Consider the following 22,695-nt stretch of genomic DNA (forward strand, 5'->3'; position numbering starts at 1 on the left):
ACTTGCAGCCTTACTCTCCTGGCTCCTCCCAGGACGAGGGAAGCGACGGGCCGACGAGACGACCGCTGAGGCAGTACCCACGGAGCAGCCTCCCGCGGATTACCCGACGCGACGGCTGATCATCACCAGCTCAGCGCTGGGTGTGGAACGTCCCTCGCTCCCCCGCCGGACACCTCGCCCGCCGGTGCATCTACGCGGCGAGGACATCCCGCTTGTCCGCCCGTACGTCATCGCATGGGAGCGGGAGCAGGAGCAACGACGACAGAGGGACAGGCGAACCGCCGCCGCCCTCGCAACCCTCGGCATCGACTTCCACGGAGTGACGGCATGACCCACGAGGCCAACTCATCGCACCTGCGTCTGCTGCCGTGGACCGAGGAGGGCAAGCCTGCCTACCTCCACACCAACAACACGGAGACGTACCTGTCCCGCATGGCCGACAGGGTCGAGGCTCAGCAGATGGAGACGGCGGCCATCGTGCTGAACCTGGCCAAGCCGATGGTCGAGCCGGACTCACGTCTGTCGGCTGCCGAGTTCCGATGGATCTGCGGCCGTCTCATCGAGAGCCTGACCGACCTACTCACCATCGCGGAGTCGAGGGGCCAGCGCATCCCGCCCTACGACGAGCCCGACGAGCCGGACCCACGCAACGCGTAGCCGTCCGCCCCTAGTCGAGAGCCCCGAGGCCCCACCCCTCACGCCGATGGGTCTCGGGGCTCTCTCAGGCCATCAGAGGCCATCACTGGCCATCGCTTGATAACGACTCTCCACGGAGTCCAGCCGTAGCCCTTCGGACGGCTCGCGCTCTCTTGGGAGTCTCGACCTGCCAGCACGACAACGACCCGAGAAGGAGCACGACATGACCCGCGAGCGTTTCGACCACAGCCAGTGCGAGCACGAGCGTACGAAGGCCGGGCGCGCTGCCTGCCGTAAGGAGATGCGCGCCGCTGCCACGGCTGAGAGCGCCGCCGCGAAGCCTGCCGACGCCAAGCCGGGCACCACCAAGACCCCGGCCAAGAAGGCTGCGGCCGCCAAGCCCGCTGCTCCGCGCAAGAGCCCGACTCGCGCGACGGCCGCGAAGAAGAGCCCGACCAAGCCCGAGAGCAAGTGACCCCCATGCGAATCATCGTTCTGTCCCGCGAGTGCACGGGGCCCAACCCCCAGTGCGAGCGCGACGCCCGCGACGGGCGCACTGTCCACGTGATTCCCCAGCTCGACAGTGGGTCTCTCGTCATGCCCACGTATCACTACGCGAGCGAAGCCGAAGGGCGCGAAGCCATCGAGCGCGCCCACGAGACAGCCCCCGTCATCACGACGGACGCCGAGCTGTACGACGCTCGCGCCCGGGGCATCCCGCACAAGCTCAGCGCGGGATGGGTTGACCCGTCGATGCGCTGAGTCCCACACCCACCGAGCAGAGAGCCCCGGAGACTCACCCTCTCCGGGGCTTTCGCATGGGCTGACCAGCCAGAACGTAAGCGCCGGCTGTGCTCGGAAGCTCTCAGGCGCTCTGAGACGAGATCGGTTGTCGTGCTGAGTGTCTGACACTCACTCGCACTCTCAGAGCCCGAGAGACGCGATTCTGTGCGCTCTGGAGACATGCACGCGCGAGAGCGTGAGTGCAGAGCGCGACGAGACGACGCGTCAGGCTGGTGTGGTACGTCCATGCTGGTTGCGCCCTCGACCCTTGGCCATCATGTCGGCGACGTTGTCTGCCTGGGTGCCGACTCGAAGGTGCCGCCTGTTGAGGCAGTCCCGCCGGTCACAGAGGTGCATGACCACTTCATCCCGCGTGAGTTCTTCGCCACGTAGGTAGCCCATGAGCCAGCGGGTGGCTTTGAACTTGCGCTGGCGCCCGTCTTCCGTCACGTCGAATTCGCCATACCCCGTGCGGTCGATATAGCGCATCCAGGGGTGGCACGCGTCGGGGCCGCCTGACGTATCGACGTAGGACATGAACCGGTCGTAGTCGCTCACGCCACGGGTGTAAGACTGCTTTGCCCCGTTGGCCTGTCGGCACAGGTAGCGGGCGCGCTTTGTTCTCTCGTGGTCGCATTCATCGTGAGCGCCGCGCCGCGCTTTCCACCGCTTGGAATTGGCATTCATGTCGGAATTCATGAATCCAAGCTACAGCCTTCTTTGCGGCATCAACCCGCGTTCCACCCCGCGCCCCTTGCCTTGCCTCACGACTAATGATATGCGAAACTCGATTCACTGAATAGCCAACTATTCAGCAATGGATCTGCATTGGACGAGAGGAGGTAATTACGTGGCTTCCAATGACGAGACGCTGGACCGCGAGGCCGAGCGCGCTTATCGCCTCTGGAAGAAGGGCGTACACCGTCGGGCCATCTCGCGCCGACTGGGCCTCACTCCCGACCAGGTGGATCGACGACTGGCGAGGGCACGAAAGAACCTCGGTGGAGATGGGCTGGACGACCTCCGGACGGACCGGGAATCCAGCCTCATGGACATGATCACCGAGGCGCACAGGAACTTGGCCAAGGCCGAGACGGTGGCCGAGCGGAACGCCTGTATCCGCACGGTGGCCGACCTCAACATGAAGTTGGCCAAGCTGCTGGGTCTTGAGATGCCGTCCAGGGTCACGCTGGAGCTGGAGAAGATCTACAACGGCGAGGGCCTGTGGCAAGGGGAGCTGGAGTAAATGCCACTCCGTTCTATCTCCGAGGCCCGACGACGAGCACTCGCGGGTGTGGAACAGTGCGAGACTCACGGCCCCGGCTGCCGTAAGCACCGTTATCCGCACCCGGATATCTGGGGCCAGAGGCTCAGTAATGGGAAGTGGTTCATCACTCCCGACAAGGCCCTAGACATCGAACTCAATGCCGTGGCGGACCAACTGGAGATCCTCCGGGGAATGCCACGCAGTGAGTTCCTGGCTCTGCCCTGCAAGGTCGTTCACATCCCCGCCGCCGACTATCGGAAGACGGTCGGCACATTCACGGACGTGGATCCGGGGCTCGATGAGCGCATCCGAGAAGGCCGCGCACAGCAGGCGCTAGAGCGCCACACCACCGACGTACGCGAGGGCTACGGCGACGCCGTGCCGGAATTCGAGGAGGATTAGTCATGGCCGACACGGTCAGTCAGCGGCAAATGGCCCAGCTCCAGGCGGGGCAGCGTCAGGCCCCCTTCCAGGAGCGTCAGCCGAAGCCCACGGGAGCGCTGGCGGAAGTCTCCAAGCGCCTCCAGGCGCACGAGGCCGGTTCGGTTCCCATCACTGAGCCGCAGGAGTTCACGGCGCGAGTAAACGCCCTGGCCAAGAAGCTCCGCACCGAGGGTGTGCGCTTCCCCGAGGACACCGCCCGGAAGCGACTCCTCGCCGAGGCCGAGAAGCGCAGGGAGGAGGAGGAACGCCGCCGCATCCATGAGGACATGCCTCAGGAGGACGCGAAGCGTTGGAAGCGTGATGCGGAGAAGGCCATCGAGGCCGCCTCACAGCCCCGCGTCCAGTACGGACCTGATGGCAAGCCGGTCCGAGGCACGACCATCAACGACCTGATCCAGGACGAGGGCCGAGACCGAACGACCGAGAAGCTGCGTGCAATGGCCCTCGGCGGTCCTGCCGCTCTCCGGGAGATCCAGAAGGCCGAGGAGCGAGAGCGCGGTCTGTCCCCGTTCGAGGCCGCGATCCTGGCCATGCTCCGAGGCGAGGCCGGCTGACCTCAGCACCACACCCACCAGCCAGCAAACCAAACCGCCTAAGGAGGCAAAGCAATGGCTGCCATCGCACTTGAGACCACCGAGCTGGAAGTCGTCGTGGAGACGGCCATCAGGAACCGTCGCGTGGGCCTGGAGCTCCTGAACATGCTCCGTGTGGCCAACGGCAAGCCCGAGTTCCCGGACCGCTCGTACTGCACCGACCACGCGTCCGACGTCTACGGCCCCGCCCTCTCGGGCATCCAGGCCGACCTGAACGCGTAGGGGGCGTCCTAATGGCCACCAAGACCGCGACTCCGTCCAAGGCGAGGAAGGCCGCGAGCCGGGAGACCGTGCTCCGCGCTCTCCAGGAGAAGCCGGAGGGTCTGACCAGTGCCGAGCTGCACGACCGGTTCCCGAGGACCGGCTACGACGACATGAGCAAGATCCTCATGGGTCTCTACGACGGGGGCCGCGTGGGTCTCGACGTCGTGTCCGAGCCGGGCCAAGCGCGCTGGGTCGCACAGGAGGCGTCGTGACTGCCAAGGAAGAGCTACGGGCCCAGATCCTCGCCTTCCTGCTCGACAAGGCGAACGGCGCACTGACGTGGGAGTTCATGGGCCACGTCCCCGGCGTGATCGAAGTCGAGCCCGAGGAGCTGGAAGCGCTCCTGGCCGAGATGGTCGAAGAGGGCGTCATCCGACCGGCGGGCTACGAGGTCACCGACCGCACGCGGCACGCCGCCGAGTGCTGCTCCTGCGTCGCCTGACGCACACAGACTGGGCGGGTGTGGGACACCCTGACGAGAGATTGTTTCCCACACCCACCCTTCAACTCCCGGTCTTTGGATGGGGCCGGGACTCAGAGGCCGGGCGGTGTACCCCCTCACCGCTCGGCCTCTTCCATGTCGATTCCGCGGGGAGGTACCCAGTGCGCAGGGAAAGCACTCGGCAGGTAGCAGGGAGCCATGACGAATGCTCCCACGGGGACACCCCGGCTGAGCTTGGGCGGTGTAGTCGAGAACGGGCACGGCGGAAGGCCGAATACCGGGCCGACGTTGCCGCCAAGATCGAGGATCTCAAGGAACGCATCCTTGCGTTCATGCGGGCGCACAAGGAAGAGCAGCCGTTCAGTCTTGAGCGCATCCTCTCTGCCTTCCCCGAGGAGCGTCCCGAGGACGTAAAGGGATGCCTCCGGCAACTGCGAACCTCAACCCGGATCAAGCAAACCGGTGTAATCCCCGGCCTTTATCGGTGACCCGCGATGGCCAAGAAGAAGAACAGGTCCCGTAGGCGTCTCGTGGCCTCGCGTAAGCCGACAGAGCAGCGGGTGAAGGATCAGCAGCCATACGCGGACACGATATGGCACGCATTCATGAGGGCGGTGGTCACCGATAGCCAGCGTTGATACCGCCCCGGCCGTTCCGGCATAGGCATTTCAAGTTCCTTCGGGGCGCGGTTATCGCGCGTGAAACACTGCCAGACAAGAAAGCCCCCGGGTTCAATATCCGTCATCTAGACTCACCGATTGCGGGTTTGTCAAGCCATCCGGGGGCTTTCTGCTGGACTCGCCGGCTGTCTGTCGAGACGCTGAGAGCGCGTCTCGGGCTCTGTTTCGTCTCGCGTGATGAACAGACACTCACTCACGCGTGTGAGACGCCGAGACGCGCTCTCAGGACGTCCTAACAATGCGTCGCGCAACACGACAGTAAGCGCGCGTCACGCGTCGCCGTCGATGACGTCCCGCAGCATCTTTCGCCACCTACGACACTTGGCCCTCGCGGCCTTGTTGCACGGGTGATCACAGCTCTCGTGGCTCTCGTACTTCTTGGCCATCACTCGCCCTCGCCCGTCATCAGATCGGCCATCAGGTCCAGGTGAGCCATGTAGGCGTTACAGGCCCAGGTGTGACGCTCAACGGCCTTCTCCTCGTTGGCCTCCTGGGCGTCCTGGCAGTCGGCGCAGAGGCCGGTCAGCCGCCACTCACTGACGTACTGCTCCGGGTTGTCGTCGGGCATGGCGTGGCGCAGGCTGCCGTCCGCGTTGAAGACGGGCGCACCACACCCAACGGGTGCGAGCAGGCAGCGGCCGTCCCGCACGGCGTCGGCCACGGCGTCACCCGTGAGCGCGGTCATAAATTCGTCCAGCGTGGTCACGTCTTCTCCTTGGTGGGTGTGGTGCATTCACTGACACCAATGACTCTGACGAGCCGAACCAACACCAGACAATGCCGTCTCGCGGGAGGCGGGCAAAAAGTCACTCTTGAGAATGAGCCCGAAAGGCAAGGCGGGAATCAGCGGAAAGCCCGCCTCTCGTGATCCGCATAATGGGTGGGTCGGTGAACCCACCAGAAAGCCCCGAGACTGCGTAGCTCGGGGCTCTGGCGCTACCTACTCAAGTGGCGGTCTAGCTTCTGTTCCATGCGCCGCAGGATCTCGGCGGGGTCCTGCTCCATCACTTCTTCCAGTCGTCGGGGTGGACGCCGACACGAGCCGAATACGTCGGGCGGCCGTAATGGACCTTCGATGCGATCTGCCCGTTGCGCTTCCTACACGGCTCGCCACGCTCGGCGCGGCAGTGACGTACGGGGCACTTGGACTTCATGTGCTCGGGGTTCTGCATGACTCACCTCTCTTGATTCGAGGTGAGCCCTCACTCTCTCCACACCCAGCCTGTCTAGGTGTTAGTCGTTAAGCCGGTACTTCGTTGTACGGGCCGTTTCCTCAGCAACCACGATCACGTCCTGGTTCACGAGGTGGTGCCAGAAGTGCTGATAGAACAGCGCGGCTCCCCCGCTGCCCCGGTACTGAGCCGGGAGGGTGTTCCGGACCTTCTTGTAAAGCTCGGCCTGGCTGAACGTGTCGAGAGCCCGAAGCGGCGATTCCTGGGCCATCACGAATTCGATGACCTTGGCGGTGAGGTTGGCCTCCTCGTGCGGCGTGGGCGGCGCGGCGTACTTGGTGTCCTGGTGGGCCAACAAGTAAGCGGCGGTTATGCGGGCCTGCTCGGCGTAGTAGCGGCCGATCTCGATGGCGGCCTCCATGGTCTTGAGGCTGATCCGCTTCTCACCCATGAACACGGTCAGGTTGGCCGCGATCCGAAGGGTGTTACCCGCCAGCTTGTTAAGGGCACCCTTGGCGTGGCTGTAATCGGGATCGCGCCTCATCCGCTTCACTTCGCCGTCCCACACCTCGAAGGCGTGCACGGTCTTCTCATCGGCCGTTCGGATCGCCCGACGGGTCCCACGAGACTTGACCCTCTCCGCCTCCTGGAGCACGGCCATGATGGACTTCTCCCACCACGCCTGGAGCTCCTTCGGCACCTTGTGGCGGCTGTGTGGGTTGTAGTCATCGCGCTCGTCCATGCTGGGCGGCATGGCGATGAGGAACCGCCACAGGAAGCCAGACGCCACCATGTCTGACTGAGACCTGGAGAAGATGCCCGCGCACGTCTCGGGCTGGGTCGCAATGAACGTCGGGAGGAACGCGTACCTCACTCGGTGGGATGCGCCTTGCCCCCGGCGTCGCACGGGGAAGCTGCCTTCCTCATACGACTTGTTGATGGGGCCGGTCTCGGCACCACCGTTGGCGTATCGGCCTCCCACGTTGCGGAAGTAGGTGCTCTCGTCGTCCTTGACGGCCAGGACGCCGTTGTTCTCCGCCAGGTCCGAGGTCACCGTTTCGGGTGTGGTGTTGGCACAGAAAACCAGCGGCTCAGACTTCTTGGCCGCGTTCTCCACTTCCCGAAGGCTTTCGACCCACAGGTAATCCTCGTCGGACCACTCCGTCACGTCTTCCGGCAGCTTCCGGCTGGTGGACTTCCCCTCCAGCGCTGCCTTGAGAGTGTGGGCGGCCTTCTTGGCTGCGATGGACCGAGCCTCCAGGTTGTCCCGCCACTCGTCCTGGAGTCGCTCCTCCCACTTGGTCAGCGGCCTACTGATCAGGTTGACCACGGGCGTCTTGCGCTCCCCGGAGTCGAGGAGCACCAGCGTCCAGATGGCCAACGACTCGTGCCAGTCGTCCTCACCCATCGGCACGTTGAACTTGTAGGCCCGGTATGCCCGACGAGTGGCCACGGAGATGTTGAACAGTGCGGCGGCGAAGGCGAGATCCGGCGTCTGCTGGTACGCCTTGGCTACCGCCTCCACGTAGGCGCGGAGCTGTCCGGGCAGAGCGTGGATGGGGAACTCGGGCGCCCGGTGGAACGTCGGCGGGACAGGCTTGTCGGCCTCGACCACGGCGGGCTCATCGTCGGCCGTCACGGGTGCCTCAGCGACGGTGGTGACGTCGTTGTCCGGGTCCTCGTCGGCCGGGCTCCAGCCCTCCGGCCGTTCGTCGTCGCTCGGCCGCATGGATCGCGACGGGCTCGCCGGCTCACTCGGTGCGGTGTGGGACAGGGCCTCTCGGACGGCCACGATCTCCGGGTTGTTCCACACCCGACGTACCTGCCGAGTGACGGACGCCGACCGCCCCTCTTCCTCCGCCTTCTCGTAGGCCGCGACACAGCCGGTGTCCTTGATGGCCTCGCCGTCGTCGTCACCCGAGTCACCGGTGGTCTTGCACTTGCCCGCCACCCACAGGGTCTCTTCCAGCGTGAGGCCGATACGGGCGAGGTCCTTGACGAGACCGAACACCGCGCGGTGCCGCTTCTCCCCGAACTCTCCGCGTCGGTAGAGGCTGTTGTTGGTGCGGAGCGCCTTCTTGGCTCGGCCGAGCTGCTGCCAGTCCTTCGGCTGAACGGCCCTGACGGCTCCTGTGGACGCCTCAGTCTGAGCGCGCGTGTCTGTGTCAGGCAGCGTCGTGCCAAGCTCCGAGGCGAGCCCCGAGGCGTTCCAAACGCGCGAGTGCGCACGCTCGAACACGACACGCGCGCTCACTCGTCACCGTCCCCGAACGAGTGGCCGCCGGTGCAGCCCATCGGGCACTCGTCGCGGTGCTTCCGGTTGATCGTGCCGGGCACCCGGAGGATGGACGCGCGGTGGCACTTGCCCATGTCCGTGCCAGTGAAGCCGTTCAGGTGGTCGATCTTCTTGGCCAGAGCCAGGTTCAGCGCCTCGATGTGGTGCACGGGCGTGAGGCGGTCCAGGCGCAGGTACACGTGGTACCGGGGGAGGCCGTTTTCAGCGATGCCGCCCGAGCGCACCAGCGCGGCCCCCATGTCGTCGCCGAGCCAGGCGCGCGTCTCGTCGGTGAGGCCGCCGTCTGCGTCGCACCACACCAGGCGGCCACGAGGCGCGGCGTCCGAGCTGCGAGGCATGGCCTTGACCGGCTCCCGCTTCATCGACATGGGCGCGAAGAACACCTCATGGTCGTCGGGCAGGTGGTCCCAAGTCCGCTTGTCCAGCTCGGCCGCGGTGACCAGCTCGTTGGACAGGGGGATGAAAGCCCCGTTCTTCTTCTGCCTCGTCTTGGGCCCGCGCCTGGCGGTGACGACGAGGAGCTGAGTTTTGGCGGGGTACAGTGCCGCAAAGAACTTGCTACGATTCACGGCATAACCTTCCTGATATGAATCCGATGTGGTTCGTGAGAAAGCCCCCGTATTCCCGGCGGGGGCTTTCTCATTGGGCGAGGGCGTTGACGAGATCGTCCACGGACACCTCGGCGAGCTTCTTCCGGCGAATGGCGCAGGCCCTTACCGCAGCGGGGTTGTCTCCGTGGTCACAGTCGGCGTGCAGGCGGAGGTTCCGGCACTTCCTCCTGGCCCACTTCGTGTTCTCGTGCTCACAGTCCTTGTGCACGGACCTGCGCCCGTTTCCCTCTTCGGCCATTGCCTTCCCCTAACCCATCGATTGGTTCGCTTTCGATGATCATTGCAGCGTCAAAACCCTCTACCGAAATGCTGCGTGGGACGACTTGATAATGGCGGCTACGGCTGTCGGCATATCGTTACAATCACACCCCCAGGAATACGGAAAGCCCCACACCAGAGCGTGATGTGGGGCCTCTCCATATGTGGCTGTGCGTCGTCGTGATCGACGTGCGCGCGTGCGCGCTCTCGATGTGCGTTAGGAGCGTCTGAGTGCGTCTCAGGAGCGCCAGCAGTGCGAGAGCGTCAGTCTGTGTGCGCGCTCTCTGACGACGCCCGAGAGGAGCAGTCAGGCCGCCGCAGTCTCCAGGGATTCACGGAACCGGAAGAACACAACCTGTCCGCCCCAGACGATCAGATCCACGCCCAGGCTCGCCGTCTTGGCCTGACGCCACACTTCCTCGGCGAAGTCGCCCGGGTCTGTGAAGTCCTCCTCGATATAGGCCGCCCACGACTGCCCCGGCTTCTTCCACTCCTCCCACGGCAACCCCGAGTAGTCCCCGGTGACCGGCTCACTCCCCAGCCCCCAGGACTCCCCGTTGACCCCGCTCAGGATCTCGTCCGGCCAGCGCTCCCACGGCTCGTTGTCGATCTTCTGCGCCACGGTTCCCCGCTCCTCTCGTCTCGCCCCCGGCCCTCTGCCGGTGGCTGGTCGTGGGACAAGTTGTACGAATCGACCGAGTGGTGCGCGTGGCCACGGAGGGTGACAGCCGGCGGTGATGGGATTGCAGCGGGAACAGATGAGGTGCAATTTCCGGCGCGGGGAGAAAGTGGGACATCGCACCGGGGTAGCACGAACTGTGCTAGTAGCTGTGCTAGTAACTGTGCTACCGCTAAAACACGCCTTGAGCTGCACAAACGCTAAGTGTGCTACCTGTGCTACCTGTGCTACCTGAGCGAGAGATTCACGAGAGCGTGCTAGCAGTGCATATATATAGAGGGGGTAATTTCTTATACTCTCTCTATTTATATGCACCGTTGTCTGTTTCGAGGCTCACTTTAGGTAATCACGACACGGGAGTCTTCTCGTCGTTGATGCGAATGTCGGTAGCACAGGTAGCACAGCTAGCACAGTTGCAAGTTTCCGCAGGAGCAGGGGCGAATAGAGCTGTGCTCAGCAGGTAGCACACTTCGGTAGCACAGTTAGCGACTAGCACAGTTGCCGGGTGTGGAGAGTCCGCGTGATGTCGTGCACAGCGGCTACCTAGCGTGAGGCGAGCGCGGGAGCAGCATCGGGACGTGGCCTAGTCGGTGTGAGACGTGGCGACGTGGAGAGCGGGCGATGGGTGAGCAGCCGTGGGTGTGGGGCAGAGGCCTGGTTCCTGGAACCCTCGTGTCCCCCCAGGGAGGTCGATATGGCCGAGAGGCCGCAGGTCTGCGCTCTCTGCTCCCTGTGATCTATGGCCGGTTTCAGTGGTCCATATGGCTCAGTTGGGCACGAAGATAGGCCGGGTGGGTGAAGTTTGACCCAGCTCATCTGTGCTGCGTAACGTGGTGATGTCACAGTGAATATGGGGCAGTTGGGCAATAAGGCTTCTAAGCGCTTGGCCGCAGGTTCGAGTCCTGCCGGGGGCGCCCAGTACACGGCTGTCGGCTTCAGCCCGCGATGAGCGGGTGATGGGCCCGAGCCGTCCCGCGCGGCCAGCCCCGCGAACTCACTTTCTTGCTTCCCGGCACCCCTGGCTGACACCCCCTGGCTCGCGGCGTCACGGGCCACGTCGCAGCGTCGAACGCACCACGACGGTCTGCGATCGAACGCCCGGCTGACTCGCCGCCGTGCTTCTCGCTACCGCTCTGCCTCGTACTGCCGATGCGGTCGTGACGCCCTTCGCCGTGCGCAAGACCGGCGGCTCCTGTCTCCCCGCCGACTCGCCGCGACCGTCGCGACGATCCTCGATGGCCCTCGTCCCGATCTGCTCGTCACGGCCTCGGGGTCGGACGTCCCAGGGCACGGTGCCCACCCTGCTGCTCGACGCGACGGACTGGGCGGCCGGCGACCCGAGTCCTGCCGGGCACCCGCGGGACGGCCGGTCCACCGCGTACGTCATTCACGCCTCCGGATTCACCGGCCGCCCCACGGGCGTGACGCCGGAGCGGGCCGCCATGGACAAATTCCGCGACCACCGTCGAAGGCAGTGATCAACGCCCTGGCCTCAGGCCTCGCCTTGACCGCGACGACCATGCCGCACGCGGCGCCGAGTTGCGTCGAGGCGAGTGACGCCCGCAGACGGGGCGCGGCGAAATCTCGGCGTGCGTGGAGAACGGGGCGAGCTGCTGACCATACACACGCGTACCCGGCTCGTCGCCGTGCACAAGGACGTGCACTCCGACGAGCCAGTGACGCAAACCGCACAGAACACGGAAGCTTAGGAAAATCGCCCATAATCGGGTGGTTGCACCCGAATGGTGCGTTCACTGGTAAGGATGGAACGGTTCACCTTCGTTCCGCCCTTCCCGGAGCCGCTCATGCGCACTGCCGTCATCGCCTCCCAGAACCCGCCCGCCGTCGGGCGCCCCGGGCCCGTTCCTCCGGTGCCGGTGCAGCTGGAGGAACGGAAACTCGTCTTTGACGGCTTCGCGTACGAGTGCCGTATCGTCCACCAGCCCGCGCCACTGACCGAGCCGCTCGTGCTGCTCGGAGGCTCGTCCCAGAACAGGTACTCATGGCAGGGGCACGAGAAGTACCTGTCGCCGCTCGCCACTCTGGTCACCGTGGACCTTCCCGGTTACGGCACCGCGGACTTCCTGCCCGCCCGGTACGGCATCGACTTCCTCGCCGCCGCGATCAGGCACATGCTGATCGAGCTCGGGATGCCGCGCGTGAACCTCTTCGGCGGCTGCTTCGGTGAGGTCATCGGGTTGCGCTTCGCACAGCTCCACCCCGGATTCGTCACCCGCATCGTGTTCTGCGGCGCGGCCAAGCGGTTCCCCGAGCTCTACACCCACGCCGTCCCCCGCCTGACCCGTGCCCTCGAACGCGGCGACATCGAAGAGGCCGCCGAGGGACTGGTGCGGATGTTCATGTCGAACCCGGGCGCCGGCCGGGTCCGCCGGCACGCTGCTGTGACCCGTCTGCTCCGCCAGCAGTTCCTGAACCAGACACCGGACGAGCTGGAGAAGGTGGTCGAGCACAACACGAGGCTGCTGACACACGGTTGTTACGAACCCCTGCCCGTCCCCGACGTACCCACTCTGGTGTTCAACGGGGAGTACGACACCCTGTGCACCCCGCAGATGGGCCGGGAGCTCGCCGCGGCGATGCCCTCGGCACGGTTCACCACCCTCAAGGAAACGGACCACCTGGTCACCGTCGAACGCCGGGAGGAGTCCTCGGACCTGATCGGCCGGTTCTTCACCGACCGCCCGATCGACGGCCTGCCGTACTGCAACGCCGTGGAAGCCGTGGGGTTCGCGGCCGGGTGAGGCTGCTGCCGTCCGAAAGTCGCATGGACGGTCGCCGCCGGTGACGAGGCGGCGGCTCACCCGTGCCGCCGGCTCACCTCACGCGTACCGGTGGATCCGGCTGACGTCCTCGGCCCGGCCGGTGTCACATCCCACGGCGGCAACTGTTCCTGACGCGTCAGGATCCGGCCGTGCTGCGCGTCACCGGAACCCGGCGGTGCCGCGTGCAGGCAGCGGACCCGCGGCGCCGGCGCTGCCAGTGGTGCCGCTGCAGGCCAACGAAGCGCGGTGCGGTCGGAGGACGGGATCGTAGACGGAAGCACTGGTGAGTCACCGCGCCGCTGACACGGCGGTGCAGCCGGTTATGACTGTGCCACGAGGCGCTGCGCCGGCCCGCGCCCCAGCCCTCCAGCCGGGTGCGGAGACCCCGGGCGACCGAGCCCTCGGGGCCACGTCGTAGTCGAGCTCCTCCGGCTCCCGCTCCAGGTCGCTCCTGACGGGAAGTTCGATCAAGGTGCTTTCCGCGACCGAAGCCCTGGTCAGCTCCCTTCGCTGACGCTCACCTTGATGTCCGGTTGACCTCGTGGCGGGCGAACGTCCGGTCCACCCGGTGGTCGGAACGGCCCCCGTTGCCACCGAAGGGAGAATCCGCCGTTCACTGGGTGGAGGTGGTCGCGCGATCGCGGGTCCCCTCCTTGGTACGGAAGGCTCACCGAGGAGTCGACCCGGCGCAGGGCGCTCCCCAGGTCAGGTCGGAAACCGGCGATGCCAGGACAGGAAGGGGGATGCCATGTGCGCGGTGCGCAGTCCGCGCTCACCCTCGGACGCGTAGTGGGCGATGTGTATCCGTACGAACTCGTCGTACTCGCCGCGCCGTTTGCAGGAAGCAGCGCGTTGACTAACCGGCGCTCCCCGTCGGCCATGACTGTGCGGGCGTCCTTACGCACGTACGCCATGACGGTTCCCTCCGGACGAGCGTCACGTGCCGTCGTCCGGGCCCGCGCGCAGCCCCTGGCCGCGGGGAAGGGCGTCGACGGCCGCGCGGGCGGCCTCGAGTGGTGTCCGGTACGAGCAGTAGTGGTCGCACCTCGCTGAGCCAGGTGCCGCCGACACGGCGCAACAGAGGGAGGGGTCGGTTGTCGACGGCGGTGTACCACCGGCCGTCCCCGACCGCATTGCGTGCAGGAAGCCGCAACCCCCGGACACGGCGGCCCCGGCGGCCCCGGCGGGCACGGTCGGAGGCAGTGCCGACCGTGACGCCTCGGCACGCACACTCGTCCGGGCGGCGGCGAGCACGGCGCAAGGGCGGCTGTGCGGCACAGGCACGCGACCACGCACCACCTCCCCTCCGGTGCCGCCTACCGGTGCAAGCCGTGCCGCTTCCGGTGCTTCGTCCGTGATGTCCACCGGTACCCCGGCGCGGGCGGTGCGGCCCTCGCCGCTCGTCGTCCGCTCCGCCGCGCGACCGCGCACTCCGGCTACGCCGGCTCACCGACCACGACCGGCGCGGGAATCACAGGCGCACGACAGCGGACACCGCGAGTCCTCGTCGCTGCTTCGCCTCGTCGAGTCAGGCCGTGGAACGGAGCCGAAGCACAGCACCCGCCCGTGTGGGCGAAGCCGGGCGTGCGGAAGAGCAGAGAATTCGACATGAATAGCGCTCCAGAGCGCCATTGGACTGATTCGATCACTCATTCAGCGGCGTGACCCGTGAAGTTCGCCGTCGTTACCCCGATGCTGATACCCGTGCCGGGCCACGAATGAGTCCGGCACCACATCGTCCGCTCGTATCAAATGTACGAGCCAACAGCGGAGGTCCATCTTGCGCCGGAAAGTAGCCGTTCTCTCTCTGTCGGCCGCCGCCCTCGCGTTGGCGGGAGGAGGGGTCGCCCACGCCGAGGAAGGGCCCAAGTTCCAGAACGACAACAAGATCTTCTCCTGCACGGTCCTGGAGCTGATCGACATCCCGATCCTGTCGTCCGCCAACAACAACATCGACTGCTCGACCAATTACAGCGTCGAGCAGAACGGGTACGTGACGCCCGAGGACGACCGCCAGAACTGACCCGGATGGAGCAAAACCTCCCAGTGAGCCCCCTCGTTCACTGGTTGGTAACGCCGGAGGGCATCGCGGAGCACTCGGCTAAAAGATGTAAATTAGCGGACATCTGCGGAGCCGGCGTTAGAACTGGGAGAAGTGTGCTACAAATCCCAGTCACAGAGACTTTCCGCTCTGCCAGTCACGGAAAGACGAAGAAAAAGATCCCTCCACGAGGAGAAGAAGTGAAGCTCAGCAAGGCCCTCATCACCACCGCCGCCACCGCCATGGCCATTGTCGGTGCCGGAGCCGGAGTCGCTCAGGCCGCGAACGACGGCGACACGCTCTCCGAGAGCTGCAAGGTGACCGAGATCATCGACATCCCGATCCTGTCGTCCGCCAACAACAACATCGACTGCTCGAAGACTGTCGAGCAGAAGTCGTCGCTGCACGTCGAGGACGAGGACAGCGCGCAGTCGGCCGTTCTCCTCCCCGTCTACGAGGACGACGAGGACGGCAAGCACTGACCTTCACAGCCCGCCGAGAACAGCATGTAGCTGGGCGAGCCGAGAAGGCACCGTGCCGCTCCGGCATGGCCGGAGCGGCACCATAAGCACGGAGAAGCCCCCATCACCCTGGGGGCTTCTTTGCGTATCCGGCCGACCGGGGCTTTCTTATCGCAATCCGGTACCCCGCAGAAGCGTTCTCCCCTGGCACAGAAGACACCGCCCGAATTGTCACGGAGGGACCCTTCCCACACGTCGACTGCCTCATGACAGGGCCGGTCCGCGATGTCACCGAAACGACTCGGGCCGCTGCGGTGTAATTCACATGCCGAGCGGTACCCCCGAGGCGTCCCCACGCGCGAGCGGTTCGAGTTCACGCCGGTTCGGGCGATGGGCGGATAGTGGCCTGAAAGTCGTCCGGCACACTCGGGGACTGAATACGGCATTCACCCATACGCCATTCACCTGTTCGGCGGATTCATTACCGCACGGATCCGTAACCCACCGACCCCTTCGTGGGCCGCGTAAAGGGCGACGAGCCGGCTCCACCCCACTCGGAGCAATGTCCGCCCGGTAACCCCGCTGTCATCAGGCGCGGGCACGTGCAGGCCGGCTCCTCACGAAAACCGAACTCCGGCGGGTGAGGACCATTATGAGTCCAGACGGGTGCTCGGCCGCATACCGCAATCGGAGCACCGGCATGGAAATCATTGGAAGGCAGGGAAAAGCCACGACGTCCGGGAACGTCCTCACCTGACCTCCACTGCTCCGACAAAAGCCCCGCGCGGTCGGCGCCGGCCCGGTCCGGTCCCCCGTGCGGCGCGTGCCATCTCCGTCGACAGCCCCGCCGAGCAGTGCGGGCACGATCCCGGTGATCATGCGGGGACCGCACCCACCGTCCGCCTCGAGCACGACTTCCAGCAGGTCGACGCCCGGGCCGAGGCCGACCGCACCGGCGGTACGGCCGGTGAGCCCGAGGGGGGAAGCGGCACGACACGCGTCGAGCGCGATGCGCCGAGACCGGCGGAGCGCTCACGGAGAGTGGGTTCGCGGGGTTGCGACTCTTGGACCCACCGTCGAAGCCCCAGCGGCGCCTCTCGATCGGTCGTACGCCTTTCAATCGGGCCGCCGTTGCTGCGTGTTCCTGCAGGTGATCCGGTGCGCGTGGACACGGATACGGCACACCCGATTTCACGATTCCAACACACTTGCCACCCTTAGGTGGATTTCAAGATGTTTGCTCGTTTCATGGCTAGAGTTGCGTTGCTTCGACGCACCTTCATGGGGCGGACGCATCGCGGTTTTCACACCTGCCCTGCTGCCGCCACCCTTCGCGAAAGGCTCCGAACGGTTATGCGCCAAACTCTGGGTCAGCTGTTTCGCCGTGCGACAGTGGGCGTCCTCGCCCTGACCGCGATCTGGGCGCCCTGCAGCCCCACCGCTGTCGCCGCGCCCGCCGCGCCCGCCGCGCCGGCTCCGGAGGCGGAGACACTCCCCTTCGGCGAGCGCTACCGGGCCCTTCAGCACGGCAACATCGTGCGCGCGGCCAACTCGTCCGCCACCTGCCGCGCCTCGGCGTCCTCCTGCCGTGCGGTGCAGAAAGGCACACGGCCCGGCGTCAACGGCGACTTCGACATGCACTACATCGACGTCGACGACGACCCCAACACGTACAACTCCTCCCAGGGGGAGGTGCGGCTGCCCAAGGGGTCGCGGGTGACGTACGCGCGGCTGTACTGGGGCGGCAACCTGCTGGTCGGCGAGCAGAAGCCGGCCGAGGACAACGAGCGCGTGCTGATCGCCGAGCCCGGCGGCAACTACAAGGAGCTGCTCGCCGACACCGTCGTCGGGCACCGCGTGGCGGGCGGCATGGACGCCTTCCAGGCCTCCGCCGACGTGACGCGGCTGGTGCGGGACAGCGGGTCCGGGCTCTACACGATCGCGCAGATCAACGTGGCCGGCGGACGGTCCACGGCCGGCGCCTGGGGCGGCTGGACACTGGTGGTGGCGTACGAGAACGCCGCCGAGCCGCTGCGGCACCTGTCCGTGTGGGACGGCTTCGCCCCGCTGGCCGGTGACTCCGGCGCGACCTTCGCGCTGCGGAACCTGCCGTACCCGGCGACCGCCGGGGGCCGGGCGGGCATGGTGGCCTACAACGGCGACCGCGGCACCTCCGGCGACTCCCTCGTCCTGACCGCGGGCGACACCGCCACCGCGCTCGGCAACGGCGCCAACCCGGCCGACGACGTGCTGAACTCGACCATCTCCGACCCGGCGAGCGCGCCCTCCTCGCGCGTGCCCGCGTACGCCAACACCCTCGGCTACGACTCCGACGTGTTCGACCTCGGCGGGCTCCTCACGCGCGCCGGCGACCAGGCGTCCTTCCGCCTCACCTCCCAGCGGGACGCCGCGTGGGCCGGCGTGCTCTTCGCCGCCGTCGACGCCCGGCCGTGACCCCGCCGCCCCGCCTTCCGACCACCTGCGTCAGCGAGGAAGCCGTGCCCACGGACCTGACACCGCCCGGCCGCCGGCCGCGGGTCGTGCACCTCACCCAGCCCGTGGACGGAGGCGTCGCCCGCGTCGTGACCGACCTGGTGCGCGCCCAGCTGGCGGACGGCATGGACGTCGCCGCCGTCTGCCCGGACAGCCCGCTCGCCGCCAGGCTGCGTTCCCTCGGCGCGCACGTCCGCACCTGGGAGGCAACCCGCTCACCGGGACCCTCGCTGGTGCGGGAGGTGCGGCAACTCGCCGACGTCCTGGGTCACTTGCGGCCGGACCTGGTGCACGCGCACAGCGCGAAGGCAGGGCTGGCCGGGCGGCTCGCCGTGCGCGGGCGCATCCCGACCGTGTTCCAGCCGCACGCCTGGTCGTTCGAGGCGGTCGGCGGGAGCACGGCCGCGCTCGCCCTGCGCTGGGAGCGGTGGGCCGCACGCTGGGCCTCCCGGGTGATCTGCGTGAGCGAGGCGGAGCGGGACACCGGGGTGCACGCCGGGATCCGCGGCCGGTGGACCGTCGTGCCCAACGGCATCGACCCCGAGCGTTTCCGGCCCGCGGACGACACGGGCCCGGTCAGGGCCCAACTGGCCGAACGGCACGGCATGGACGCGGACGCGCCGCTCGTCGTGTGCGTGGGGCGGCTGTGCCGGCAGAAGGGGCAGGACGTCCTGCTGCGCGCCTGGGACGCCGTACGGCAGCGGGTGCCCGGGGCGCGGCTCGTGCTGGTCGGCGACGGCCCCGACGGCCAGCGGCTGCGGGCCGCCGCGCCGCCCTCCGTGGTGCTCGCCGGGGCCGTGGCAGACGCGGCGGCCTGGTACCAGGCCGCCGACCTCGTCGTGCTGCCGTCCCGCTGGGAGGGGATGGCGCTGGCCCCGCTGGAGGCGATGGCCTGCGCGCGGCCCGTGGTGGTCACGGACGTCGACGGGGCCCGCGAGAGCCTTCCGCCGTCGTTGGCCGACCGCTGCCTGGTGCCGCCGGAGGACCCGCGGGCGCTCGCCCAGACCGTGGCCGCGCTACTGCTCGACCCGCCGCTGCGCGCCTGCCTCGGCGACCGTGCCCGCCGCCATGTGCTGTCCCTCCACGACGTGCGGCACACCGCGAGGGCGGTCGCCGGCGTCTACCGCGATCTGCTCGGCGCCCGGCAGACCGGCCCCGGGGCGCACGCGCCCCGGCCGGCCGTCGACGACGCCGAGGCCGACCGGACGACACAGCGCGTCGAGCACTCAGAGCACAGGGAGTCCATCCACTCGTGACCGCCGAACGTACCGTGACCTCCCCCGGTGTCGCACCGCGGGAGCACGGATCCTCCCCCGTGTCCGTCATGCCCCCGCGCGGCTCCGGCACCGCTTCCCGGCTGCCCGCCGCCCGGCCACCCGACCGTCCCGCCTCCCCCATCCCCCTGCTCCTCGCCGACGGCGCGGCGGTCCTGCTCGCCTGGTGGGCGGCCGCCGGGCACTCCTCTCTGCTCCTCGCCCTGCTGGCCGGGGCGTCGCTGCTGCTGCGTCCGCGCGGCGGGCGGACGCCGGTGCCGGCGCTGCTGGAGGAACTGCCCGCCGTGTGCGGGCGGGGGGCGGTGGCCTGGCTGGCCGCCGCCGCGCTGTGGGCGGCGCTGCATCCGCGGGACGTGCTGTCCGTGGCCACCGTGCTGACCGGGTTCGCCGTGCAGGCGACGGCCGCCGGCGGGCTGCGCGCGCTGGTGCACGGGCGGCGGCGCGCCGCGCTGCTGCGCCACCCGCGGGCGGCCCTCGTCGTCGGTCCCGCGGCGGCCGCTCAGCGCGTGGCCGCCGCCGTGCTGCGCCACCCGCGCAGCGGGGTGCGGCCGGTAGGAGTCGTCGCCGCGCAGGGTGACGGGACCGAGGGAGGCGTTCCGGTGCTGCGGACGGACGAGGAGGTCGAGCGGGCGGTCATCCAGAACGGGGTGCGGGCGGTGCTCGCCGTCCACCCGTCGGTGCGCACCGAACAGGACGCGCTGCTGCGGTCGTTGGCCGCGTCGGGATGCGTGGTGTGGGAGGTCGACGCCGATGCCGCGCCGTACCCGGCGCGGGAGCGGCTGGCCGGGTTCTCCTGCCGGCGGCTGGACCTCGCGGCGGTGCACGGCGGGGGCGCGGGCAAGCGGCTGCTCGACATCCTGGTGTCGGGGACGCTGCTGCTGCTGGTCAGCCCGCTGCTGCTGGTGTGCGCGGTGACGCTGCGGCTCACCGACGGGCCCGGGGTGGTGTTCCGTCAGGAGCGCATCGGGCGGGACGGCAGGCCGTTCACGCTGCTGAAGTTCCGCACCCACCGGCCGGTCGACGAGCACGAGTCGGCGACCCGGTGGAGCGTGGCCAACGAGCACGAGATGCGCCGCTTCTGCCGGATGCTGCGCCGCACCTCGCTGGACGAGCTGCTCCAGCTGTGGAACGTGCTGCGCGGCGACATGAGCCTGGTCGGCCCGCGCCCCGAACGCCCTTACTTCGTCGCCCGGTTCAGCGAGACGTACCCGGGTTACGCGGCCCGGCACCGGATGCGTGCCGGCATCACCGGGCTGGCGCAGGTCCACGGGCTGCGCGGCGACACCTCGATCGAGGACCGCGCCCGGTTCGACAACGCGTACATCGACGACTGGTCGCTGTGGCAGGACGTCTGCATCCTGCTGCGCACGGCGGCCACGCTGGTCCGTCCGACGGGGAGCTGACGCCAGGTGAGCCACGCCCCCGTACTGCCGCTGCCGCGCCGGGCCGCCCGGCTCGCTCCGGTCCTGCCGCTGGTCGCGGTGGTCGCGCTGCTGGCCCTGCCGGCCACGGGGGACGGCGCGGGACCCGCCGACGTGGTGTCCGCGCTGGTGGTGGGGTACGGCGTGATCCTCCTGCTGCGGGAACGGCGGCGTCCGCTGTCGCCGCGCGCGGCGGTGGTGCTGGGACTGCCCGTGGCGGGACTCGCGGTCGCCGCCATGGGCGCGGCCTCGCCGGCGGCGGGGCTCGGCGGGATGGCCCGCTATCTGCAGGTGTTCGTGCTGGTCCCGGCGGCCGTGCTGGTGCTGCTGCGCGGCCGGGCCGACTTCCGGGTGCTGGCCTGGTCGTTCGTGGGGCTCGCGCTGTGGCAGGGGGCCGTGGGCGTGCACCAGTACGTCACCGCGACCGGTGCCTCCTACCAGGGCGAGACCGTCCGCGCGGTCGGCACCTTCGGGGCGCAGGACGTGATGGGCATGGCCACGGCGGTGGCGCTCGGCGTGGTCTGCGCGACCGGGCTGGCGCTGGGCCGCCCCCCGTCGTGGCAGCGGGCGGCGGCCGCCGGATGCGCGGTCGCGCTGCTGGTGCCGCTGGCGGTGTCGTTCAGCCGGGGCGCCTGGATCGCGACCGCGCTGACCTGTGCGGTGCAGCTCGCGCTGGCGGGACTGCGGCGGGCGCTGAAGGCGGGGGCGGCCGTGGTCGCGGCGGGGGTGGTCCTCGTGGGCGGCTTCGGCGTCGGCACGGCGATGCTGCAGGAGCGGATCGACAGCATCACGCGGGTGGCCGACGCGCCGGACCAGTCCGTGGTGGACCGGTACACGCTGTGGGCGTCGGCCGCCGGCATGTGGCGCGACCACCCGCTGACCGGCGTGGGGCTGAAGAACTTCCCCGAGTACCGCGACGGGCACGCCACGCTCGCGCTGTCCTCGGGCAGCGACATCGAGGGCGCCGGGGAGACGTACCACAAGCAGGCGCTGCTCTCCCCGCACAGCATGTACCTGCTGGTGCTCAGCGAGCAGGGCCTGCTCGGCTTCTGCGCGCTGACGGGGAGCTGGCTGGCGCTGCTGGTGTGCGCGGTGCACGCCCTGGTGCGGGCGCGGCGCGACGGACGCGGCCTCGACTGCGCGCTGATCGCCTGCGGCCTGCTGCTGTGGCAGCTCACCGACTACGTGTACGGCGACCTCGGCGGCCCCTCGACCGTCCTGACCGGGGTCGCCCTCGGCCTGACGGCGTGGTGGGGGCTGGCGGAGCACGGCCGGGAGGACGCGGCCCGCCAGGACGCCGCCCCCGGCCGGGCGGAGGAGGCGGTGGCCCGATGACGTCCCTCCCCGCCCGGCCGGCCGGTACGCCGCCGCTCGGCGCGCCGCCCTCGCTCCCCCTCCCCGGCTCCCCCACGACCGAGACCCCCCGCACCACCCGCACCCCGGACCCCGGCACGACGACCGCCGGCCCGGCACGCACGGAACCGACGACCGCCGGCCCGACACGCACGGAACCGACGACCGCCGGCCCGACACGCACGGAACCGACGACCGCCGGCCCGACACGCACGGAACCGACGACCGCCGGCCCGACACGCACGGAACCGACGACCGCCGGCCCGACACGCACGGAACCGACGACCGCGGCACGCACGGACCCGGCCGCCGCACCGCACACGGCACCAGCGGGCGGCACCCCGCCGGCCGCGCTCCCCGGCTCCCCCATGACCAAAACTCCCCGCACGACCCACACACCCCGCACCCCGGACCCCGGCACAACGACCGCCGGCCCGACACGCACGGAACCGACGACCGCGGCACGCACGGACCCGACCGCCGCACCGCACACGGCACCAGCGGGCGGCCTCCCGCCGGCCGCCGCGCCGGTGACCGGCGGCCCGTCCGCCGCCGCACCGTCCGCCGGTCCGCCGTCGGCCGACGCCTCCCGGGAGGCCGGCGCCGCGCCCCGCCCTCGCGCGGAGCGCGGCCGGCCCCGCGGCGGGAGCCGGGGGGCCGCCGCCGCCCCGGCCCGTACGGGCGCGGGCACCGCGTCGCCCGCGTCCGCCGCCACCCCGCCCCGCGCGAAGGCCCGCGCCACCG

General features: G+C 68.7%; 23 protein-coding genes. 17 read left to right on the plus strand and 6 right to left on the minus strand.

Annotated features, from left to right (window positions below):
- Window positions 1-327 precede the first annotated feature (327 nt).
- The 3 genes from ACWH4W_RS01170 (at window position 328) to ACWH4W_RS01180 (ending at window position 1,398) form a co-directional block, all read left to right on the plus strand.
- Window positions 328-657: a hypothetical protein gene (locus tag ACWH4W_RS01170; RefSeq protein WP_473073991.1), complete on the plus strand. Its 330-nt coding sequence runs from the start codon at window positions 328-330 to the stop codon at window positions 655-657.
- Between the two features lie 202 nt (window positions 658-859).
- A complete protein-coding gene (locus ACWH4W_RS01175; protein WP_473073992.1) occupies window positions 860-1,111 on the plus strand; it encodes a hypothetical protein in 252 nt (83 codons plus the stop codon).
- A gap of 122 nt (window positions 1,112-1,233) precedes the next feature.
- Window positions 1,234-1,398, plus strand: a complete 165-nt coding sequence (locus ACWH4W_RS01180) for a hypothetical protein (RefSeq protein WP_473073993.1) — start codon at window positions 1,234-1,236, stop codon at window positions 1,396-1,398.
- A 246-nt stretch (window positions 1,399-1,644) separates the two neighbouring features.
- On the opposite strand, the gene ACWH4W_RS01185 is transcribed toward ACWH4W_RS01180, so the two are convergent.
- Complete coding sequence (locus ACWH4W_RS01185; RefSeq protein ID WP_473073994.1) at window positions 1,645-2,118, minus strand: hypothetical protein; 474 nt, start codon at window positions 2,116-2,118, stop codon at window positions 1,645-1,647.
- 151 nt (window positions 2,119-2,269) lie between these two features.
- Between ACWH4W_RS01185 and ACWH4W_RS01190 the strand changes: the two genes are divergently transcribed.
- The 6 genes from ACWH4W_RS01190 to ACWH4W_RS01215 are packed head-to-tail and all read left to right on the plus strand — an operon-like array spanning window position 2,270 to window position 4,429.
- Window positions 2,270-2,665 (plus strand): hypothetical protein, encoded by a 396-nt coding sequence (locus ACWH4W_RS01190; protein ID WP_473073995.1) that lies wholly within the window; start codon window positions 2,270-2,272, stop codon window positions 2,663-2,665.
- A gap of 48 nt (window positions 2,666-2,713) precedes the next feature.
- Complete coding sequence (locus tag ACWH4W_RS01195) at window positions 2,714-3,088, plus strand: hypothetical protein (protein WP_473073996.1); 375 nt, start codon at window positions 2,714-2,716, stop codon at window positions 3,086-3,088.
- A 2-nt stretch (window positions 3,089-3,090) separates the two neighbouring features.
- Complete coding sequence (locus ACWH4W_RS01200; protein WP_473073997.1) at window positions 3,091-3,684, plus strand: hypothetical protein; 594 nt, start codon at window positions 3,091-3,093, stop codon at window positions 3,682-3,684.
- A gap of 54 nt (window positions 3,685-3,738) precedes the next feature.
- On the plus strand, window positions 3,739-3,945 hold the full coding sequence (locus tag ACWH4W_RS01205; protein WP_473073998.1) for a hypothetical protein: 207 nt from the start codon (window positions 3,739-3,741) through the stop codon (window positions 3,943-3,945).
- An 11-nt stretch (window positions 3,946-3,956) separates the two neighbouring features.
- Window positions 3,957-4,199, plus strand: a complete 243-nt coding sequence (locus ACWH4W_RS01210; RefSeq protein ID WP_473073999.1) for a hypothetical protein — start codon at window positions 3,957-3,959, stop codon at window positions 4,197-4,199.
- Window positions 4,196-4,429 (plus strand): hypothetical protein, encoded by a 234-nt coding sequence (locus ACWH4W_RS01215; RefSeq protein ID WP_473074000.1) that lies wholly within the window; start codon window positions 4,196-4,198, stop codon window positions 4,427-4,429. The genes ACWH4W_RS01210 and ACWH4W_RS01215 overlap by 4 nt, the downstream gene beginning before the upstream one ends.
- A gap of 1,065 nt (window positions 4,430-5,494) precedes the next feature.
- Here the strand turns inward: ACWH4W_RS01215 and ACWH4W_RS01220 are convergent.
- From ACWH4W_RS01220 to ACWH4W_RS01235, 4 genes are all read right to left on the minus strand, one after another.
- The gene (locus tag ACWH4W_RS01220; protein WP_473074001.1) at window positions 5,495-5,815 is read right to left on the minus strand and encodes a hypothetical protein; all 321 of its coding nucleotides are present in this window, start codon (window positions 5,813-5,815) and stop codon (window positions 5,495-5,497) included.
- Between the two features lie 527 nt (window positions 5,816-6,342).
- Window positions 6,343-8,520 (minus strand): DUF3987 domain-containing protein, encoded by a 2,178-nt coding sequence (locus tag ACWH4W_RS01225; RefSeq protein ID WP_473074002.1) that lies wholly within the window; start codon window positions 8,518-8,520, stop codon window positions 6,343-6,345.
- An 11-nt stretch (window positions 8,521-8,531) separates the two neighbouring features.
- Window positions 8,532-9,146: a hypothetical protein gene (locus ACWH4W_RS01230; protein ID WP_473074003.1), complete on the minus strand. Its 615-nt coding sequence runs from the start codon at window positions 9,144-9,146 to the stop codon at window positions 8,532-8,534.
- Between the two features lie 607 nt (window positions 9,147-9,753).
- Window positions 9,754-10,068, minus strand: coding sequence for a hypothetical protein (locus ACWH4W_RS01235; protein WP_473074004.1), 315 nt, complete (start codon window positions 10,066-10,068; stop codon window positions 9,754-9,756).
- Window positions 10,069-11,417: 1,349 nt separating this feature from the next.
- On the opposite strand from ACWH4W_RS01235, the gene ACWH4W_RS01240 reads away from it, so the two are divergent.
- Both ACWH4W_RS01240 and ACWH4W_RS01245 read left to right on the plus strand, forming a co-directional pair.
- On the plus strand, window positions 11,418-11,603 hold the full coding sequence (locus tag ACWH4W_RS01240; RefSeq protein ID WP_473074005.1) for a hypothetical protein: 186 nt from the start codon (window positions 11,418-11,420) through the stop codon (window positions 11,601-11,603).
- Window positions 11,604-11,930: 327 nt separating this feature from the next.
- Window positions 11,931-12,887, plus strand: a complete 957-nt coding sequence (locus tag ACWH4W_RS01245) for an alpha/beta fold hydrolase (protein WP_473074006.1) — start codon at window positions 11,931-11,933, stop codon at window positions 12,885-12,887.
- 726 nt (window positions 12,888-13,613) lie between these two features.
- Here the strand turns inward: ACWH4W_RS01245 and ACWH4W_RS01250 are convergent.
- Entirely contained in the window at window positions 13,614-13,712 is a 99-nt protein-coding gene (locus tag ACWH4W_RS01250) for a hypothetical protein (RefSeq protein ID WP_473077382.1), read from the minus strand.
- 976 nt (window positions 13,713-14,688) lie between these two features.
- On the opposite strand from ACWH4W_RS01250, the gene ACWH4W_RS01255 reads away from it, so the two are divergent.
- The 6 genes from ACWH4W_RS01255 (at window position 14,689) to ACWH4W_RS01280 (ending at window position 21,933) form a co-directional block, all read left to right on the plus strand.
- Complete coding sequence (locus ACWH4W_RS01255; protein ID WP_473074007.1) at window positions 14,689-14,931, plus strand: hypothetical protein; 243 nt, start codon at window positions 14,689-14,691, stop codon at window positions 14,929-14,931.
- Window positions 14,932-15,149: 218 nt separating this feature from the next.
- Entirely contained in the window at window positions 15,150-15,431 is a 282-nt protein-coding gene (locus ACWH4W_RS01260; RefSeq protein WP_473074008.1) for a hypothetical protein, read from the plus strand.
- A 1,332-nt stretch (window positions 15,432-16,763) separates the two neighbouring features.
- Window positions 16,764-17,864: a DUF3344 domain-containing protein gene (locus ACWH4W_RS01265; protein WP_473074009.1), complete on the plus strand. Its 1,101-nt coding sequence runs from the start codon at window positions 16,764-16,766 to the stop codon at window positions 17,862-17,864.
- A gap of 44 nt (window positions 17,865-17,908) precedes the next feature.
- Window positions 17,909-19,159, plus strand: a complete 1,251-nt coding sequence (locus tag ACWH4W_RS01270) for a glycosyltransferase (RefSeq protein ID WP_473074010.1) — start codon at window positions 17,909-17,911, stop codon at window positions 19,157-19,159.
- On the plus strand, window positions 19,156-20,580 hold the full coding sequence (locus tag ACWH4W_RS01275; protein ID WP_473074011.1) for an exopolysaccharide biosynthesis polyprenyl glycosylphosphotransferase: 1,425 nt from the start codon (window positions 19,156-19,158) through the stop codon (window positions 20,578-20,580). The genes ACWH4W_RS01270 and ACWH4W_RS01275 overlap by 4 nt, the downstream gene beginning before the upstream one ends.
- A gap of 6 nt (window positions 20,581-20,586) precedes the next feature.
- Complete coding sequence (locus ACWH4W_RS01280; RefSeq protein ID WP_473074012.1) at window positions 20,587-21,933, plus strand: O-antigen ligase family protein; 1,347 nt, start codon at window positions 20,587-20,589, stop codon at window positions 21,931-21,933.
- The last annotated feature ends 762 nt before the right edge of the window (window positions 21,934-22,695 follow it).

This window comes from Streptomyces sp. DSM 120436 (assembly GCF_055778765.1).

Excerpts from the sequence above, each read along its gene's own strand:
- ACWH4W_RS01265 (WP_473074009.1), top strand. The coding sequence starts at position 16,764 with ATGCGCCAAACTCTGGGTCAGCTGTTTCGCCGTGCGACAGTGGGCGTC.
- ACWH4W_RS01205 (WP_473073998.1), top strand. The coding sequence starts at position 3,739 with ATGGCTGCCATCGCACTTGAGACCACCGAGCTGGAAGTCGTCGTGGAG.
- ACWH4W_RS01185 (WP_473073994.1), bottom strand. The coding sequence starts at position 2,118 with ATGAATTCCGACATGAATGCCAATTCCAAGCGGTGGAAAGCGCGGCGC.
- ACWH4W_RS01170 (WP_473073991.1), top strand. The coding sequence starts at position 328 with ATGACCCACGAGGCCAACTCATCGCACCTGCGTCTGCTGCCGTGGACC.
- ACWH4W_RS01210 (WP_473073999.1), top strand. The coding sequence starts at position 3,957 with ATGGCCACCAAGACCGCGACTCCGTCCAAGGCGAGGAAGGCCGCGAGC.
- ACWH4W_RS01200 (WP_473073997.1), top strand. The coding sequence starts at position 3,091 with ATGGCCGACACGGTCAGTCAGCGGCAAATGGCCCAGCTCCAGGCGGGG.
- ACWH4W_RS01245 (WP_473074006.1), top strand. The coding sequence starts at position 11,931 with ATGCGCACTGCCGTCATCGCCTCCCAGAACCCGCCCGCCGTCGGGCGC.
- ACWH4W_RS01180 (WP_473073993.1), top strand. The coding sequence starts at position 1,234 with ATGCCCACGTATCACTACGCGAGCGAAGCCGAAGGGCGCGAAGCCATC.
- ACWH4W_RS01175 (WP_473073992.1), top strand. The coding sequence starts at position 860 with ATGACCCGCGAGCGTTTCGACCACAGCCAGTGCGAGCACGAGCGTACG.